This is a genomic window from Cohnella thermotolerans DSM 17683 (genome assembly GCF_000429825.1).
In the GTDB taxonomy this organism is placed as follows: domain Bacteria; phylum Bacillota; class Bacilli; order Paenibacillales; family Paenibacillaceae; genus Cohnella; species Cohnella thermotolerans.
On record NZ_KE386955.1, the window covers coordinates 129,730 to 145,821 of the forward strand.

18 protein-coding genes and 1 riboswitch are annotated in these 16,092 nt (G+C 61.4%); all 18 genes read right to left on the reverse strand.

The window, feature by feature from the left end:
* Positions 1-528, reverse strand: a complete 528-nt coding sequence (locus G485_RS0118240) for a redoxin domain-containing protein (protein WP_027093692.1) — start codon at positions 526-528, stop codon at positions 1-3.
* A 146-nt stretch (positions 529-674) separates the two neighbouring features.
* Positions 675-1,409, reverse strand: coding sequence for a pseudouridine synthase (locus G485_RS0118245; protein WP_027093693.1), 735 nt, complete (start codon positions 1,407-1,409; stop codon positions 675-677).
* A 42-nt stretch (positions 1,410-1,451) separates the two neighbouring features.
* On the reverse strand, positions 1,452-1,982 hold the full coding sequence (locus tag G485_RS0118250; RefSeq protein WP_027093694.1) for a spore maturation protein: 531 nt from the start codon (positions 1,980-1,982) through the stop codon (positions 1,452-1,454).
* 3 nt (positions 1,983-1,985) lie between these two features.
* Positions 1,986-2,609: a nucleoside recognition domain-containing protein gene (locus G485_RS0118255; RefSeq protein WP_027093695.1), complete on the reverse strand. Its 624-nt coding sequence runs from the start codon at positions 2,607-2,609 to the stop codon at positions 1,986-1,988.
* Positions 2,610-2,625: 16 nt separating this feature from the next.
* Positions 2,626-3,813: a D-alanyl-D-alanine carboxypeptidase family protein gene (locus tag G485_RS27270; RefSeq protein WP_035157178.1), complete on the reverse strand. Its 1,188-nt coding sequence runs from the start codon at positions 3,811-3,813 to the stop codon at positions 2,626-2,628.
* A gap of 218 nt (positions 3,814-4,031) precedes the next feature.
* Positions 4,032-4,526 (reverse strand): GerW family sporulation protein, encoded by a 495-nt coding sequence (ytfJ, locus tag G485_RS0118265; RefSeq protein WP_027093696.1) that lies wholly within the window; start codon positions 4,524-4,526, stop codon positions 4,032-4,034.
* Between the two features lie 68 nt (positions 4,527-4,594).
* A complete protein-coding gene (locus G485_RS0118270; protein WP_027093697.1) occupies positions 4,595-5,284 on the reverse strand; it encodes a DUF2953 domain-containing protein in 690 nt (229 codons plus the stop codon).
* Between the two features lie 68 nt (positions 5,285-5,352).
* The gene (gene scpB, locus G485_RS0118275) at positions 5,353-5,967 is read right to left on the reverse strand and encodes an SMC-Scp complex subunit ScpB (RefSeq protein WP_027093698.1); all 615 of its coding nucleotides are present in this window, start codon (positions 5,965-5,967) and stop codon (positions 5,353-5,355) included.
* The gene (locus G485_RS0118280; RefSeq protein ID WP_027093699.1) at positions 5,936-6,733 is read right to left on the reverse strand and encodes a segregation and condensation protein A; all 798 of its coding nucleotides are present in this window, start codon (positions 6,731-6,733) and stop codon (positions 5,936-5,938) included. Before G485_RS0118280 ends, scpB begins: the two co-directional genes overlap by 32 nt.
* Before the next feature lie 82 nt (positions 6,734-6,815).
* Positions 6,816-7,286: a 6,7-dimethyl-8-ribityllumazine synthase gene (gene ribH / locus G485_RS0118285; protein ID WP_027093700.1), complete on the reverse strand. Its 471-nt coding sequence runs from the start codon at positions 7,284-7,286 to the stop codon at positions 6,816-6,818.
* Between the two features lie 6 nt (positions 7,287-7,292).
* Positions 7,293-8,600 carry a bifunctional 3,4-dihydroxy-2-butanone-4-phosphate synthase/GTP cyclohydrolase II gene (locus G485_RS0118290; protein WP_051318394.1) on the reverse strand — a complete coding sequence of 436 codons (1,308 nt, stop codon included), beginning with the start codon at positions 8,598-8,600 and terminating at the stop codon, positions 7,293-7,295.
* A gap of 19 nt (positions 8,601-8,619) precedes the next feature.
* On the reverse strand, positions 8,620-9,297 hold the full coding sequence (locus G485_RS0118295; RefSeq protein WP_027093702.1) for a riboflavin synthase: 678 nt from the start codon (positions 9,295-9,297) through the stop codon (positions 8,620-8,622).
* 19 nt (positions 9,298-9,316) lie between these two features.
* On the reverse strand, positions 9,317-10,411 hold the full coding sequence (ribD, locus tag G485_RS0118300; protein WP_027093703.1) for a bifunctional diaminohydroxyphosphoribosylaminopyrimidine deaminase/5-amino-6-(5-phosphoribosylamino)uracil reductase RibD: 1,095 nt from the start codon (positions 10,409-10,411) through the stop codon (positions 9,317-9,319).
* A 256-nt stretch (positions 10,412-10,667) separates the two neighbouring features.
* Positions 10,668-10,862, reverse strand: a riboswitch (FMN riboswitch).
* 472 nt (positions 10,863-11,334) lie between these two features.
* On the reverse strand, positions 11,335-11,769 hold the full coding sequence (locus G485_RS0118305; RefSeq protein ID WP_027093704.1) for a peptidylprolyl isomerase: 435 nt from the start codon (positions 11,767-11,769) through the stop codon (positions 11,335-11,337).
* 17 nt (positions 11,770-11,786) lie between these two features.
* The gene (lysA, locus tag G485_RS0118310; protein WP_027093705.1) at positions 11,787-13,118 is read right to left on the reverse strand and encodes a diaminopimelate decarboxylase; all 1,332 of its coding nucleotides are present in this window, start codon (positions 13,116-13,118) and stop codon (positions 11,787-11,789) included.
* Between the two features lie 164 nt (positions 13,119-13,282).
* Entirely contained in the window at positions 13,283-14,992 is a 1,710-nt protein-coding gene (locus G485_RS27275; protein WP_035157180.1) for a spore germination protein, read from the reverse strand.
* A 36-nt stretch (positions 14,993-15,028) separates the two neighbouring features.
* Entirely contained in the window at positions 15,029-15,457 is a 429-nt protein-coding gene (locus tag G485_RS0118320; RefSeq protein WP_035157182.1) for a stage V sporulation protein AB, read from the reverse strand.
* On the reverse strand, positions 15,450-16,082 hold the full coding sequence (locus tag G485_RS0118325) for a stage V sporulation protein AA (RefSeq protein WP_027093706.1): 633 nt from the start codon (positions 16,080-16,082) through the stop codon (positions 15,450-15,452). Before G485_RS0118325 ends, G485_RS0118320 begins: the two co-directional genes overlap by 8 nt.
* Between the last annotated feature and the right edge of the window lie 10 nt (positions 16,083-16,092).

Below are 16,092 nucleotides of genomic sequence, written 5' to 3' on the forward strand. Positions count from 1 at the left end.
TTAGCGGCCGAACAGCTTCCGGATCCGCGAATCGATGTCTTCTTCGCTCATCGGGCCTCCGACGACGACGTCTTGAATAATCCCGTCCGCCGATATGAAATACGTCGTCGGGTATTCCTTCAGCCCGTACAGCTTCTCCGTCCTCTTGTTCCGGTCGAGCAGAATCGGGAAGTAGGCCCCGACCCCCGAGGCGAACCGCTGCACGGTAATCCGGTCCTCGCTCAGATTGATGCCGACGAGTTGAAGGCCTTCGCCCTTCCATTTCTCGTATTCCTTCTGCAGGGCGGGCATCTCGTTCCGGCAAGGAGGGCAGAACGTTCCCCAGAAATTGAGCACGAGCGGCTTGCCCTTATAGGAAGCGAGGTCGTGCGTCTCCCCCTTCAGATCGGCCAGGTTGAACGCGGGCGCTTCGCTCCCGGGCTTCAGCACCTCCTGCGTATGGAAGAACGACCGTCCGATGGCATAGCCGCCGATCAGAATGACGAACGCCAAAACGATATACTGGACGGGCTTGCGGTAACGCTTCACGTCTTTCACCACCGGTCTAAAATGCGAACGGCGAGACCGTCTTCGACAGGAAGATTCTCGCAGCCGTTTTAACTCGATTATAACGAAAATACCGGGGCCCTGGACAACGGTCCCGACCTCCGGTTTTGAACATTGTGTGACTTCAATCACGCCTGCCCCGCGGATTCCGCGGCCGCCTTAAGCGCGTTCAGCTCTTCCTTCGTCAGCGGCCGGTATTTGCCCCGCTGCAGGTTGTCCAGCGCGATGCCGCCGAACGCAATCCGCTTGAGCCGGATGACGGGGTGGTGGATCGCTTCGAACATGCGCCTCACTTGACGGTTGCGCCCTTCGCGGATCGTAATCCGGATCGTCGCCTGCTTGTTGTCGGGATCGGCGTCGTGATATTCGACTTCGGCCGGGGCGGTCATGCCGTCCTCCAGCTTGATGCCTCTGGCCAGCTTCTCCAGCGCGTCGCCGTGCGGAATCCGCTCGACCGTCGCCAAATACGTTTTCGGCACATGATGCTTCGGATGGGTCAGCTTATGGGCCAAGTCCCCGTCGTTGGTGAGCAGCAGCAAGCCCTCCGTATCGTAATCCAGCCGCCCTACGGGATAGACGCGCTCCTTGACGCCCTTCAAGTAGTCGGCGACGATCGAACGCCCCTTCGGATCGCTCATGCTCGTAATGACGCCCTTCGGCTTGTTGAACATCAGGTAGATCTTCGATTCCGTCCGGATCTTCCTGCCGTTTACGGCGATGACGTCGACCGCCGGGTCGGCCTTGGCGCCGAGCTCCGTCACGACCTTGTCGTTCACCGTCACTTTACCGGCCGCGATCAGCTCTTCGCACTTGCGGCGCGACGCGACGCCCGCATTCGCGAGTATTTTCTGCAAACGTTCCAATGGAAATTTCACCTCAACACCCATCATACCTTGTGGACGGGCTTAAAACAACAGCCAGCACGCCGCCACGGCGGCGAAGAAGCCGACCGCGTCGGAAAACAGCCCAACCTTGAGCGCGTAACGGGATTTGCGGATGCCGACGGCCCCGAAGTATACGGTCAGCACGTACAGCGTCGTGTCGGTGCTCCCCTGGATCGTCGAAGCGATCCGCGCGATCATGGAGTCGGGCCCGTGCTGCTTGATCAGATCGGTGGCGTAAGCGAGCGAGCCGGCTCCGGTAATCGGTCTCAGCAGGCCGAGCGGCAGCACTTCCCCCGGAATGCCGATCCGCTCGAACAGCGGGCGGAACAAGCCGAGCAGCGCGTCCATCGCTCCGGAGGCGCGGAACATGCCGATGGCGGTCAGCATGCCGACAAGGTGCGGAATAATGCCGACGGCGGTCTGGAAGCCGTCCTTGGCGCCGTCGATGAACGTCTCGTAAACCGGAACCTTGCGAAAAGCGGCATAAAGAGGGATAAGAACGATCATCATCGGTATGGCCCAGGACGAGAGCGTATGAAGAAAGGAGACCATGGATCAGCCTCCTTTCGTCTCGGCGATGGATGGGGGGAGCAGCGGCGGCGGGCTGCTGCGGCTTCGATACCAGCGGTCCGCCATTATGGCCGCGCCGGTCGATACGATCGTCGCGAGCAGCGTCGAGGCGACGATATCGGTCGGATGGAGCGAGCCGAAATTCATGCGGATGGCGATGAGCGTCGTCGGCACGAGCGTTATGCTCGCCGTGTTCAGCGCCAGAAGCGTGCACATGGCCGGAGTGGCGGTATCGGGGTTCGGGTTCAGCTTCTGGAGCTCCTGCATGGCCCGAATGCCCATCGGCGTCGCGGCGTTGCCGAGCCCGAGCAAGTTCGCGCTCATGTTCGACAGAATGAACCCGAACGCCGGATGGTCGCGGGGAACGTCCGGGAACAACCAGCGGACGGCCGGCGCGACCGCCTGGGCCAGCTTGCGGACGAGCCCGGATTGTTCGGCGATGCGCATGAGCCCGAGCCAGAAGACGAGAATGCTGATGAGCCCGATGCAAACGGTCACGCCGGTCTGCGCGCCGTTGAACGCAGCTTCGGTGACCTGCTGGATGCGCCCGTTCGCGGCGGCATAGACGACGCTGAACAGAATCATGCCCAGCCAGATCCAGTTCACCATCGCAAACGCCCCTTTCTTAAATGGAAAATAAAGCTCTGATCGAGCTGTGAAGCGACGGCTTCCACCGCCATAGGCTTCCGCCGGAGCGTCCCTCGCGGGAGCGGGAATTCGAGGGCAGCGAGCCGGAGTCTTCCTCCGGCTGCGCTTTAAGGGCGACGGTGCCGATATCGCGATCGTCCAGTCTGAAGATCAGCTTGCCGCGGTAACCGAACTGGTAATCGAGGCTCGTCGAGGCGAGCGGCGCCAGCTTGATCCGAAGCTTGTCCCGCTCGCCCTCCGAGAACGGATAACGGAAGTCGGCCGTCGTCAAGTACGGATACCCGGCGACCGGCTCGCCCTTCTGGACGACGAGCCGAAGCGGATAATGCGCGAAGCCGTAATCGAGCAGGCGGCGATGGTCCGCCCAGTCGTTCCCGTCGTTCAGCGTCACCGCCACGAGCTGCTGCCCCCCTCGCGTGGCGGAGCTTACCAGACAACGCAGCGCCTGCTTCGTATAGCCCGTTTTCACCCCGTCGGCTCCTTCGTACATGGCCAGCATCTTGTTTTTGTTCACCCACTTGTAATCCCAAGTCTCGTTCGGGTTGGGGGCCGTCTTCACCTTCGTGCCGACGATTTTGCGGAAGACGTCGTTGTGAAGCGCGTAAGCGGTCAGAACGGCCAGATCGTTCGCCGACGAATAATGGCCTTGCTGATCCAGACCGTGCGGATTCTCGAAGCGGGTATGCGCAAGGCCCAGCTCTTCCGCCTTCCGGTTCATCAGGTAGACGAACCCTTCCAGCGACCCTCCGACGTGCTCGGCGATCGCGGTCGCGGCGTCGTTGCCCGAACGCAGCATCAGTCCGTACAGCAAGTCCTCCAGCTTGATCTTCTCGCCGGCCTTCAAATACAGGGAGGAGCCTTCTTTGCCGGCCGCGCGCTTGCTGACCGTCACGATATCGCCGAGGCGGCCGTGCTCGATCGCTACGATCGCCGTCATGATTTTGGTCAAGCTGGCAATTTTCATTTCCCGGTCTCCGTTATGGCTGACCAGCAGCCGTCCCGAAGTGACGTCGATCAAAGCGTCGGCTTTGGCGTGCGTGGCCGGCGGGGAGGCGGGGGCGGCCGAAGCGGATCCCGCGAAGCCGAGCGCCGGAACGGACGCCAGAAGCGACGCGATCCCGAGCAGGATCGCGGAAGAACGGTTGCGGTAGCGATAACGCGTCATCTTGTATACGTATCCTCCTTGGATGTGAGAGCTTCCATCGCGTCGTTCTTACTACAATTTATGTAGGCGTGTCCAAAATGATTCAATCTAAATCCACTTCATAGAGCTGCCGATTCCCGGCGATGAACAAAAATAGGCCAACCAGAACTTTCTGGCTGACCTCATCATGCGAAAACCCGGCTTTGCGGCCGGAAAGAAAGACGAACGGCTAGACGGGATTACATGATGTTGTCGGACGAAGAGGAACGGATGGACAAATGCTCGGCGTCTTCTCCGCGGCGCTGGAACATCCCTTGAATCCGGTCCACCCACTGCGGAGCGACTTCGATCAGCCGTTCGATCAGATGGGTTTGATTGTCCAGCGGAACGACTTTGACCCCTTGCGTGCCTACGACGAGGAAAGCGATCGGCGTAATCGACACCCCGCCGCCGCTGCCGCCGCCGAACGGAAGCTGGACGGAAGCGTTGTGCGCGTCTTTACCGCTCTCGTGGGCTCCGCCTTGCGTACCCGCATGGGCGTTCGCTCCGGCGTCGTCCATGCCGAGAAATTCGCTGCCCCCGGCGGCGAAGCCGAAGCCGACCTTGGAGATCGGCATGATGACGCTGCCGTCCGGAACCTGGACAGGATCGCCAACTATGGTACTTACATCCACCATTTCCTTAATATTCTCCATTGCGGTTTGCATAAGCCCTTGGATCGGATGTTCGGACATTGGTGAATCCTCCTTTCCCCGTTAGAGTGGCTGTCCGCTCCCGCTTTTATACGTCTTGTCCCGCCGGCTCAGGCGCGCTCCGGCTTCGTCATCCAGCTTCGCCAGGCGCGAAGCACCCGGGACAGCTTCACCGTCCGCGTCCCCAAGCGGATGCCGGCGAAGAAGACCGTGCCGAGCCGGATGCGGAAATCGGCCTCCCAGACGACGCTAAACTCCTTGCCCGAGAACACCGGCCGCACTTCGCCGTGCGGGCGGGTTTTCAGCGTCGTCAGACTATCGGTTGCCGCGACCGCGCAGCCGAGAACCGACCAGAAGAACCCTGCGGCGGCGCCGGTAGACGCCGCGTCCCCGGTGCCGACCGATACGTCGAGCCGCCAACGGGTGCATTCCACTTTGCGCAGCGTTCTCCTAAGCCACCTTCTGAAGCCCTTGGTCGACAACTGTAGGTCCCGGTAGACACGCCGATAACGGCGCATGCGGCTCCACGTCAGCCGGAAGCGGCCTTCGTCTTGCCGGCTCAAGATTCCCGCTTCGGACCGGTTCTTTTGCCGGTATACGACGCTCCAGCCGCGCATCATGATCGAGGGAACGATCGTTTGCATCCGCACGATGCCGAACAGCGCGCGCACGATGATGACGAGGTGATCGAGCTTGCCGTTGCGTGAATAGCGGACCCGAACGCGAACTTGCGACAGCAGCGCCGCCGTTCCCGCCGCTACGACGGCCGCCGCGACGGCCGCCCAAAACCAAAAAGCCATACGTTTCCCGCCTTTCGCTGGGAATAGTATGGCCTTTAACGTTCACGGTTCATTCGGTTGCCAGCGCTTCAATCGGCTTCCAGCATCCTCAAATCGTCGAGCGACAGCTGCCGGCCTTCGATACGCTCGAACAGCATCTTCGTCCGCTCCTCCAGTTCGTCGTCCGCTTCTCCGACGTCCGGATCGGGCAACTGGTCGAGGCTGGCGAGCCCGAAATAATCGAGGAACGCCTTCGTCGTTCCGTACAGGATAGGCCGCCCCAAAGCGTCGGCCCGCCCGACCTCTTCGATCAAATCCTTGACCATGAGCGTATGGATCGCGCGGTCGGCTTTGACGCCGCGAATCTCCTCGATCTCGATGCGCGTAATCGGCTGCCGGTAGGCGATAATCGACAGCGTCTCGAGCGCGGCCTGGGACAAGGAGGAGCGGGCGGGCGAATAGGCGAGCTTCTCGAAATAGGGCGCGTGATCGGGCGCCGTCGTCAGGCGGAAGCCGCCGGCGACCTCGGCGATGCGGATACCCCTTCCGTCGCGGACGAAATCGGATTGCAGGTCGCGCAGCACGTCGCGCACGACGTCGACGTCCATCTCCACCACTTCGGCGATCGCTTTGGCGCTCAAACCCTCTTCTCCGGAGACGAACAGCAGTCCCTCAAGAATCGATTTCAATTTCGAATAGTCCATCCTCGTCCTCCTCCTTTCCGGTCCAGGACAGCACGATTTCGTCGAACAGACGGTTCTGGTAGCAGGACACGATGCGCCGCTTCATCAATTCGAGAACGGCCAGGAAGGTCACGACGACCTCTTGCCGGTCCATCTGGTCTCCGATCAGCTGGGAGAACAGCACTTTGCCGTCCCCGTCCGAAGCCCTTGCCTTGAGCGCGTCTATAATGTCGCGGATGCGATCCTTGATCGAGATCTCGTCGCGCTGAATGGCCGCGATCCGGTTGCGCCCCGCCACGCGGCGCATCGCCTTGCGGAAGGCGCGCACCAGATCGGCGACGTGAAGCCCTTCGACCGGATTCCGGGGGATATCCGGCACGAACGGCGCGAGGTCGGCGGGATCCCGGGTGAACACGAGGCTCCGCTCGTACTCCTGTTCGCGGAGCTGGCTGGCGATCGCCTTGTATTTGCGGTATTCCAGCAGCTTGCGGATCAATTCCTCGCGCGGGTCCTCCCCCTCTTCTTCGACGGTCACCCAAGGCTCGTCCGTCACCGGAGGCTTCGGAAGAAGCTGGCGGCTCTTCATCGAGAGCAGAGTCGCGGCCATGACGAGAAATTCGCTCGTCACGTCCAGCTCCAGCTCCTGCATGGCGTCGAGGTAGCTCATATATTGATCGGTAATTTCGCTGATGGAAATATCCTGAATGTCGATCTCCGCTTTATCGATCAAGTGAAGCAACAAATCGAGCGGCCCTTCGAACGTCTCCAGCTTGTACAGCACCGTCACGACGGCATGTCACCTTCCCTTGCGGATCGCCGCGAGCGTCGCGGCGGCAGGCCGCGAATCGAATCGCCGAGCCTAGTTTGCCTTAACCTTTCAGAACGTTCGTCAGGTTGGCCATCTCGATGGCGGTCACGGCCGCTTCCCAGCCTTTGTTGCCGGCTTTCGTTCCCGCGCGTTCCACGGCCTGCTCGATGCTGTCCGTCGTCAGCACGCCGAAAATCGTCGGCACGCCGGTTTTGAGCGAGATGGCGGCCACGCCTTTGGACACTTCGCTGCAGACATAGTCAAAGTGGGGCGTCGAGCCGCGGATGACGGCGCCAAGCGTCACGACCGCGTCGTATTTGCCGCTCTCGGCCATCTTCTGGGCGATCAGCGGAATTTCGAACGCGCCCGGCACCCAGGCGACTTCGACTTCGTGGTCTTCCGCGCCATGGCGCTTGAACGCGTCCAGCGCGCCCGACAGCAGGCGGGAAGAGATGAATTCGTTGAAGCGGCCGACGACGACGCCGTATTTGAGACCTTGCGAGATCAGCTTGCCTTCATAAACGATTGCCATTTTGGATCATCCTCTCCTGGGCTCGAGGTCCCGTTGTTCGTTTTGTTCGATATTGTCGTTGGCGAGAACCGGTTCTTTATCTTCCTCGAAAGAAAGCAGATGTCCCAGCTTCGCCTTCTTCGTCCGCAAGTAGCGGGCGTTGTCTTCGTTCTCTTGCATCTGCAGCGGCACTCTCTCGACGACGCGCAGACCGTGGCCTTCGAGCCCCTTGATCTTGCGGGGATTGTTGGTCAACAGGCGAATGGTCCGAACGCCGAGATCCTTCAAAATTTGCGCTCCGATGCCGTAGTCCCTCAGATCGGGCGGGAATCCCAATTTAATATTCGCGTCCACGGTGTCCAAACCCTGCTCCTGGAGCTGATAGGCGCGCAGCTTGTTGATCAAGCCGATGCCCCGCCCTTCCTGCCGCATATACAATAACACGCCGCTGCCCGCTTCGTCGATCTGCCGGAGCGCCGCCGCAAGTTGAGGGCCGCAGTCGCAGCGATGGGAATGGAACACGTCTCCGGTCAGGCATTCGGAGTGAACCCGCACGAGAACGGGCTTCGAGCTGTCGATTTGCCCTTTGACGAACGCGACGTGCTCTTTGTCGTCGACGTCGTTCGTATAGGCGACGGCTTTGAATTCGCCGAAGTCCGTCGGCATGCGCACTTCCACTTCGCGTTTGATCAGCTTCTCCTGCTCGTTGCGGTAACGGATCAATTCCTTGATCGTAATCAGCTTGAGGCCGTGCTGGCGGGTGAACGCGGCCAGGTCGGGCAACCGCGCCATCGTCCCGTCCTCCTTGATGACCTCGCAGATGACGGCGGCGGGAACGGAGCCGCACATTCTCGCCAGATCGACGGCCGCTTCGGTATGGCCGGCGCGGCGCAGGACGCCGCCCTTCTTGGCGATCAACGGGAAAATATGTCCCGGCCGCCGAAAATCGGCGGGCGCAGCGCCCGGATCGATCAGCGCCCGCACCGTGCTCGCCCGCTCGTGCGCGGAGATGCCCGTCGTCGTCGACACGTGGTCGACCGATACGGTAAACGCGGTACCGTGATAATCCGTATTGTGACTGACCATCGGCGGCAGGTCAAGCTGTTCCGCGCGTTCCGGCGTAATCGGCACGCATACGAGGCCGCGGCCTTCCGTAATCATGAAGTTGATAATGTCGGGCGTCGCCTTCTCGGCCAACGCGATCAGATCGCCTTCGTTCTCGCGGTCCTCGTCGTCCACGACGACGATCGCCTTCCCTTTTTTCAAATCTTCGATCGCTTCCTCGATCGTATGGAAATGAATGTCGAGACCGTCTGTTCCGCTTGCGCCGCTCATGCTGCATTCCTCCTCATGGTTAAAATCCGTATTCTCTCAAAAGCTCTTCCGTCAAACCGCCCCGGGCTTGCGAGGCTCGCCCCTCCGGCTGCGTCAGTCCTCTCCGGCTAAGCAAGTGGTCGACGTATTTGCCGATAATGTCGCATTCGATATTGATCGTGTCCCCGACGCTCTTATATTGGAGCGCGGTCTCCCGAAGCGTGTGCGGAATAATGGACACCGTCAGCGAGCCGGCTTCCCGATCGACCGAGGCGACCGTCAGGCTGATGCCGTCCAGCGTGACCGATCCCTGGGGTACGACGTGGCGCAGCAACGATTCCTCTTCGGGCTTGACCTCGAACACGACCGCATTGGCGTCCGCGCTGCGGTTCGCCACGATGCCGATGCCGTCGACGTGTCCTTGCACAATATGGCCGCCGAACCTGCCGCCGGCCATCATCGCCCTTTCGAGATTGACCGGACTTCCCGGCTTCAATTCGCGCAAATTCGAATGGCGGAACGTCTGGGGCATGACGTCGACGGAGAAGGTGCTCCCGTCGAAGGCGACAACGGTCAGACAGACTCCGTTGACGGAGATGCTGTCGCCCAGCTTGACGTCCTCCAGCACTTTGGAGGCGGACAGCGTCAGCACCATCGCTTCGCCCCGCCGCTGCACCCTGCGGAGCACGCCGATTTCTTCGATAAGTCCCGTGAACATGCAATCCCTCCTCGTGCGATCAGCGGCGCGCCGGGTATCCGGTAACGCACCAATCGGTTCCGTAACGCTCGATCGATACGTTCTCCACCTTCAGCGCTTCTTCCATCAAGTCGGGGCCCGCGAAGGAGAAGGCGGAGGGAGCCGCGCCGCCGACGAGCTTCGGCGCATAGAACAGCATCAGTTTGTCGACGAGTCCCGCTTCCAGCAGCGAACCGTTGAGTCCGCCTCCGCCTTCGACGAGCACGGAGCCGATCTCGCGCTTGCCGATCGCCTCGAGCGCCGCCCTCAGGTCGACGGTCGGCCCGTCGCCGCAGACGACGACGTCCGCGCCCCGCCCGCGAAGCGACTCGATGCGCGCCTCCGGCGCCCTCCCGCTCGTCAGGACGATCGTCGGCGCCGCTCCGTTCAGCACGCGCGCCGAGTCCGGGATGCGCAGCGTCGAATCGACGACGATCCGAACCGGATGGAGGCCGGGAACCGACAGCCGCGTCGTCAGCTCGGGATCGTCCGCGAGCACCGTACCGATGCCGACCATAATGGCGTCGTTCCGGTGACGAAGCGTATGCACGGCTTCGCGCGCCTCCGGCCCGGTAATCCATTTGCTGCTTCCCGTCCGGGTCGCGATCTTGCCGTCGAGCGTCACCGCCGTCTTGATCGTGACGAACGGGAGTCCCGTCACGATGTACTTGTTGAACGCCTCGTTCAGCTTGCGCGACTCCTCGCCGAGCAGCCCGACGTCAACGGCGATGCCCGCTTCGCGCAGGCGCTCGATGCCCCGTCCTGCGACGACCGGATTCGGATCGGCCGTCGCCACCACGACCCTCGCCACCCCTTCGCGGATGAGCCTCTCGCAGCAGGGAGGCGTCCGGCCGTAGTGGCTGCACGGTTCCAGCGTCACATAGGCGGTTGCGCCTCGGGCGTTGCCGCCGGCCATGTTCAGAGCGTGCACCTCGGCGTGGCCCTCGCCCCGCTTCAGATGGGCGCCGAGGCCGACGATCCGCCCATCCTTCACGACGACGCAGCCGACCGCCGGGTTCGTCCCCGTCTGGCCCGCCGTTCCCGCCGCCGCGTTCAAGGCGAGTCGCATGTAAAACTCGTCGTTGATCAACTCCATGCCGCGTCCTCCTCGTAGCAAAAAAACCCCGGGGAACTCCCCGGGGGTGTGGTCACACAGCGTCAAACAGACCTTCGTCCGCCGTCTCTCGGGCGCATCCGGACCGAAGTGCGCGAAATGCCGCACTTCTGGAGACGCCAAACTCGACCGGCAAGTTGTGAAAAAAGGAACATAACGTCCCGTTTTTCCGCCTTGTCCGGTTCCCAAGTGAACGTCCGCCGATGCGCTTCGAAAAACGCGGCATTGGCCGCGCTGCGCTTCCCTTCTCCCATCCAGACTGTTACTGTCGGTCCCGGACTCGCACCGGGTCCACCGCATCCCGCCCACCGGCTGTCCGGTAGGAGCGATGACGGGTCACGGACTGACGGCGCCCTTGCCAAACCCTTTAAACGGGCCGCTCCAGGCGCCGATCACCGCCGGTGAGGAATTGCACCTCGCCCCGAAGGTAAGTCGCCGAATCCTAAAATTTGTCCGTTAGGCGGTCGGTATTGACCCAAGTCTAACGTTGATTGGAATGGTACCACTCCAAAATGAAAAATGCAAGGTATTTCAATTCCAATGCTTGGCGGAAAAGAGCGGGTCGGAGCTTTGGAAGCGCAGCCAATTGGCCTAGAGCGCGGGCCGCGAGGTTGTTCCGGGGCGTTGATCAATTCGGTCGAGTAACGCCCCGACTTTTGTCCTGCGATCTGAGGGCTCGAAAAGCCATGCCTCCTTTTCCGCCTCATGCCGACCCCGTTGTTCGATTAGCGGCGCGCAGCGAGGTTTCTAAGATCGATTTTCGATCTTACAGAGCGTCTTTCGACTCCGCCCGGCTCTGTAACCCGACAATAACGGCTTACAGCGCCAAGCGACCCTCGCGGCCCAACTCAACTACCGCGCATATAACAAAGACCGTCCCCGCAGGGACGGTCGCTCAAGCTAGATCAGCCCGCTTCGCTGACGCGGATCGATTCCATCCGGTCGCGGCCGCGGAAGGCGTCGACATGCTCCATGCCGGACACCACTTTGCCGAAAACGGTGTGCACGCCGTCCAGATGCGGCTGCGGAGAATAAACGATGTAGAACTGGCTGCCGCCGGTGTTCGGGCCGCGGTGCGCCATCGCGACGCTTCCCCGCTCGTGCTTGTTCGGGTTGATCTCGCAATCGATCTCGTAGCCCGGTCCGCCCGTGCCGTTGCCGTTCGGGCAGCCGCCTTGGGCGACGAAGCCCGGAATGACGCGGTGGAACACGAGGCCGTCGTAGAAGCCCGAATTCGCCAGCTTCTCGAAGTTCGCCACCGTATTCGGGGCGTCCTTCTCGAAGAGCTCCAGAACGACTTCGTTGCCGTCCGCCATTTTAATGACCGCTTGTTTGCTCATCTTCAGTCCATCCTCTCTCATTTCGCGACCGCTTGCTTGCGAAGGCGCTCGGGAATGACGTCGTTGCCGACGATATTCTCGTACGACTCGCGCGCCACGACCAGATCGGCCTGTCCGTCCCGCACGAAAACGACGGCCGGACGGCGGATCCGGTTGTAGTTGCTCGCCATGGCATAATTGTACGCGCCCGTGCAGAAGACCGCAAGCAAGTCGCCGGTGCGAGGCTCCGGAAGCTTCAGATCCCAGATGAGCATGTCGCCGCTCTCGCAGCATTTGCCCGCGACGGACACGACTTCCGCCACCGGCTCGCTCACCCGATTCGCCAGCACCGCTTCGTATTTGGATCCGTACAGCGCCGGACGGGGATTGTCGGTCATGCCGCCGTCGACGGCGATATATTTGCGCACGCCCGGAATGTCCTTGCTCGTGCCGATCGTATAAAGCGTCGTGCCCGCGTCGCCGACGATGCTGCGGCCCGGCTCGACCCAAATTTCCGGCAGCGGATATTGGGCGGCCGTAAACTCGGAGATGATCGCGTCCGTGATCGCCTTCACGTAGGTGCCGACCGGCAGCGGAGAATCGCCCTCGACGTAGCGGATGCCGAAGCCGCCGCCCAGGTTGATGACGGAGAACGTGACGTTCAGCTTGGCGCGCACGTCGATGGAGAACGCGGCGACCTTCTCGACGGCCATGCGGAAGCCTTCGACTTCGAAAATTTGCGAGCCGATATGGGAATGCACGCCCAGCAACTTCAGCTGCGGTTGTTTAAGCGCCTCTTCGACGGCTTTGAATGCCGTCCCGTTGCTTACGTCGAAGCCGAACTTCGAGTCCTGCTGGCCCGTCGAGATGTAGTCGTGGGTATGCGCCTCGACGCCCGGCGTCACGCGCAGCAGGATGTTGACCTTCTTGCCTTGTTCGGCGGCCATCGCGTTCAGCAGATGCAGCTCGACGAAGTTGTCGACGACGAAGCAGCCGATATTCGCCTTGAGCGCCATCTCGATCTCTTCCGGCGTCTTGTTGTTGCCGTGGAAGTGAATCCGCTCCGCCGGGAAGCCCGCTTGCAGCGCCGTGAACAATTCGCCGTCGGAGACGACGTCCAGGCTCATGCCCTCCTCTTCGGCCAGGCGGCACATCGCCATGACGCAGAACGCCTTGGAGGCATAAGCGACCTGAAAGCGCAGCCCCGTCTGGCGGAACGCTTCGACGTACTCCCTGGCGCGCTGGCGGACGAGCGCCTCGTCCACAATATAGAGCGGCGTGCCGAATTCTTTCGCCAGATCGGTGACGTCGCACCCTCCGATCTCCAGATGACCCTTGTCGTTTATGCGGCTCGTACCGTGCAAGTACATCGTCATTTCCCCTTTGACCAATAGTTTCGGATTCGGGTCGTACAACCGACGCTCAGCATCCGGGTGTGGTTTGCACTAATTAACCTGAGTATATCCGAAACCCCTTGACGGGGAAATGGAGAAATTGCCGGAACATTTGCATTCGTACGCCTTCGGGCCGACCGTCAGCCCACCGGCTGTTTGGAACGCTCTTTCGGACGGTTGATGGACGGACGCGAAGCGTTCCTTGGCAGCGGACGGCGGAAAAGGACGGCCAGCAGCGCTTTGGCGTTGAACGGAATGAACGGCCACAGGTACGGCGCATTGAACGAGCGAATGAGCGACAGCGAGATCAAAATAACGGTCGCGCAGACGACAAAGCCCGTCACCTGGAACAGGTAGACCGCCAGAAGCAGGACGAGCCGAACGATCCGGTTGGCCAGCCCGAGCTCGTAGCTCGGCGTCGCGAACATGCCGATCGCCGACACCGCCATGTAGAGGATGACCTCGTTGACGAACAGCCCGGTTTTGACCGCGATATCCCCGACAAGGATCGCCGATACGAGCGACATCGCCGTCACGAGCGAGGAAGGGGTATGCACGGCCGCCAGCCGCATCAGGTCGACGCCCACCTCGGCCAGCAGAAACTGCAGAACAAGCGGCAGTCTCCCCTCTTTTTGCACGCCGAGAAAGCCGAGCCCCTCCGGGCGAAGCTCCGGATGTTGGGAGAACAAATACCACAGCGGCAGCAGAAACACCGAGGACAGAATGCCGAAAAACCGCACCCAACGCAAATAAGTGCCGATAAAGGGGCTTTGGCGGTTTTCTTCCGCGTGCTGGACCAGGTCGAAATACGTGGTCGGCAGGAGCATGACGCTGGGCGACGTGTCCACGATGACCGTCACGCTGCCGTCGAGCAGATGGGAAGCGACGACGTCGGGGCGTTCCGAGTACCGAACGAGCGGGAACGGATTCCAGTCCGACTTGACCGTCATCTCCTCGAGCTGCTTGTCGCCGAGCGGGATGCCGTCGATGTTGATCGCCTGGATTTTGTCCCGGAGCGCTTCGACCAGCTTCGGATTCGCGACGTCTTCGATGTAGCCCATGGCGACGTCCGTCTGCGTCCGCTTGCCGACCTTGAGTATCTCGAACCGGAGCCGCGGATCGCGCACCCTCCTTCGCACGAGCGCCACGTTGGCGAGCAGCGTCTCGGTAAATCCGTCCCTGCTGCCCCGAACGACCCGCTCGAGCACCGGTTCTTCCGGCGTGCGCGACGGGAACGTCTTGGCGTCGATGAGCAGCACTTCCGATTCCCCTTCGACGTAGAAAACGGTATTGCCGATCATCAAATCTTCGATCAATTTGGTGATCGAGCGCGTGCGGTTCACCTGGCAGGCCGGCATGTAGTAGGTCAGGAACGATTCCACTGCGGTCTGGCTGACCGAATCCGGCTCCAAATAAGATAGCCGCTTGATAATTTCCGTCAGCGCGGTATCCTTCATGAAAGTGCTCAGGAACAGCAGGGCGGAGCGCTTGCCGCCGAACACCATCTCCCGCACCTGGACGTCGAAGCTCTCCTGGTAGCCGACGCGTTCCCGGAGCTGATCGAACCACTCTTCCATCCGAACGGCGATTCGATCCCCAGGCTTCGGCTCAGGGTCCGTCTTCTTCTCCGCCTTCCCGCCCCAATCCGCTTCGCCGCCATGCGGCGCCGAAGAATGCCGGTTGCGGCTGCCGCCGGCTTCGGCTTCTTCCCCGCTTTGAAGGTATTCTTCGAGCTTGCGGGGCCGAATCAATTTTCCCGAATGCGCGCCGGGCGCCTCTTCTCCCGGAGGCTTGCCGGATGGAAGCCGCCGCGAATCGATATCCGCGCCTTCATGCTCGGTCGTATCCATGCTGCATTCATCTCCTGTTCCATCGTAGCATTCGGTTTATTTCGGCTGGAGCACCAGCCAATCGATCAGGGAGCCGGTGACTTTGCCCAATACCATGGCGATGAGCAGCGCGAACAAATACGGCTGCAGCTTCAGCCGCTTCGTCAAAATCGGGATGACGTTCAACACTTCGGTGAGCGCCGCCGCCAGCATGCCTACGAAGACGCCCTGGAAGACCGCGGGGACGAGCAGAACGGCATTCGGCAAAGGCAGCACCCAATCGAAAAAATCCGCACAGCTCCAATACAGCGCGCCAAACAGCAAAGCGGATTCGAACACGCCGGACCGGCGATGCGCGCGAGTCATCTGCACGAGCCGCGGCACGAGGTCGAGAACGATCAGCAGGGCGACGAACGCGCTGCCGACCGCAAATCCTCCCGCCAATCCCACGACGGCGACCAGAACGGAGCGAATCGTCTCAATCATGGGGATTCTCCCGCCGCTGTTCGTGCTTTTTCCGATACTCTTCCGTGATGACGTAGTGGTTGACGTTCTCCTGGTACATGAACATCTCCACCTCGAGCGGATTCGGCTCGTCGGTCGGACGGCGGCGGAACAACCGGTTGAAAAACAGCAGCATGCCGAGCCCGACGCCGAGCGAATACGGAATTTGGAACAGCCGCGGATGCCAATCCGGACTGCCCGTGAGCAGTTGGGTAACCCTCCGCTGCACCTGCGGCATATTGACGTCCGCGTGGAAGTTGACCAGCGCCATGCCCGAACCGAAAAACAGCAGCAGCCAGGCGAGCGCCAGCACGATCCACCGCGGCCTGACGACCCCGTCTTTGGCGACTTCCACCAGCACATGAGGCTCTCCGTACGTCTCGATGGCGATGCCGGGCTCCGCCTCCCGAACGACCCGGACGATGTGAAGCATGTCGATGACGAGGAAGTGGCCGTCCTCCGGACGAATACGAAGAAGCTCCAGACGCAGCAGCCGCCGCTCGAGCTCGGGATCCGCGACGATGCGCGCCACATCGTTCAGCCGAATCGACGACAGAGGCGGTACGACGGCACGGCGGCGAAGCCGCACGTAGACGGTAGTATCCACGTTGCAATCC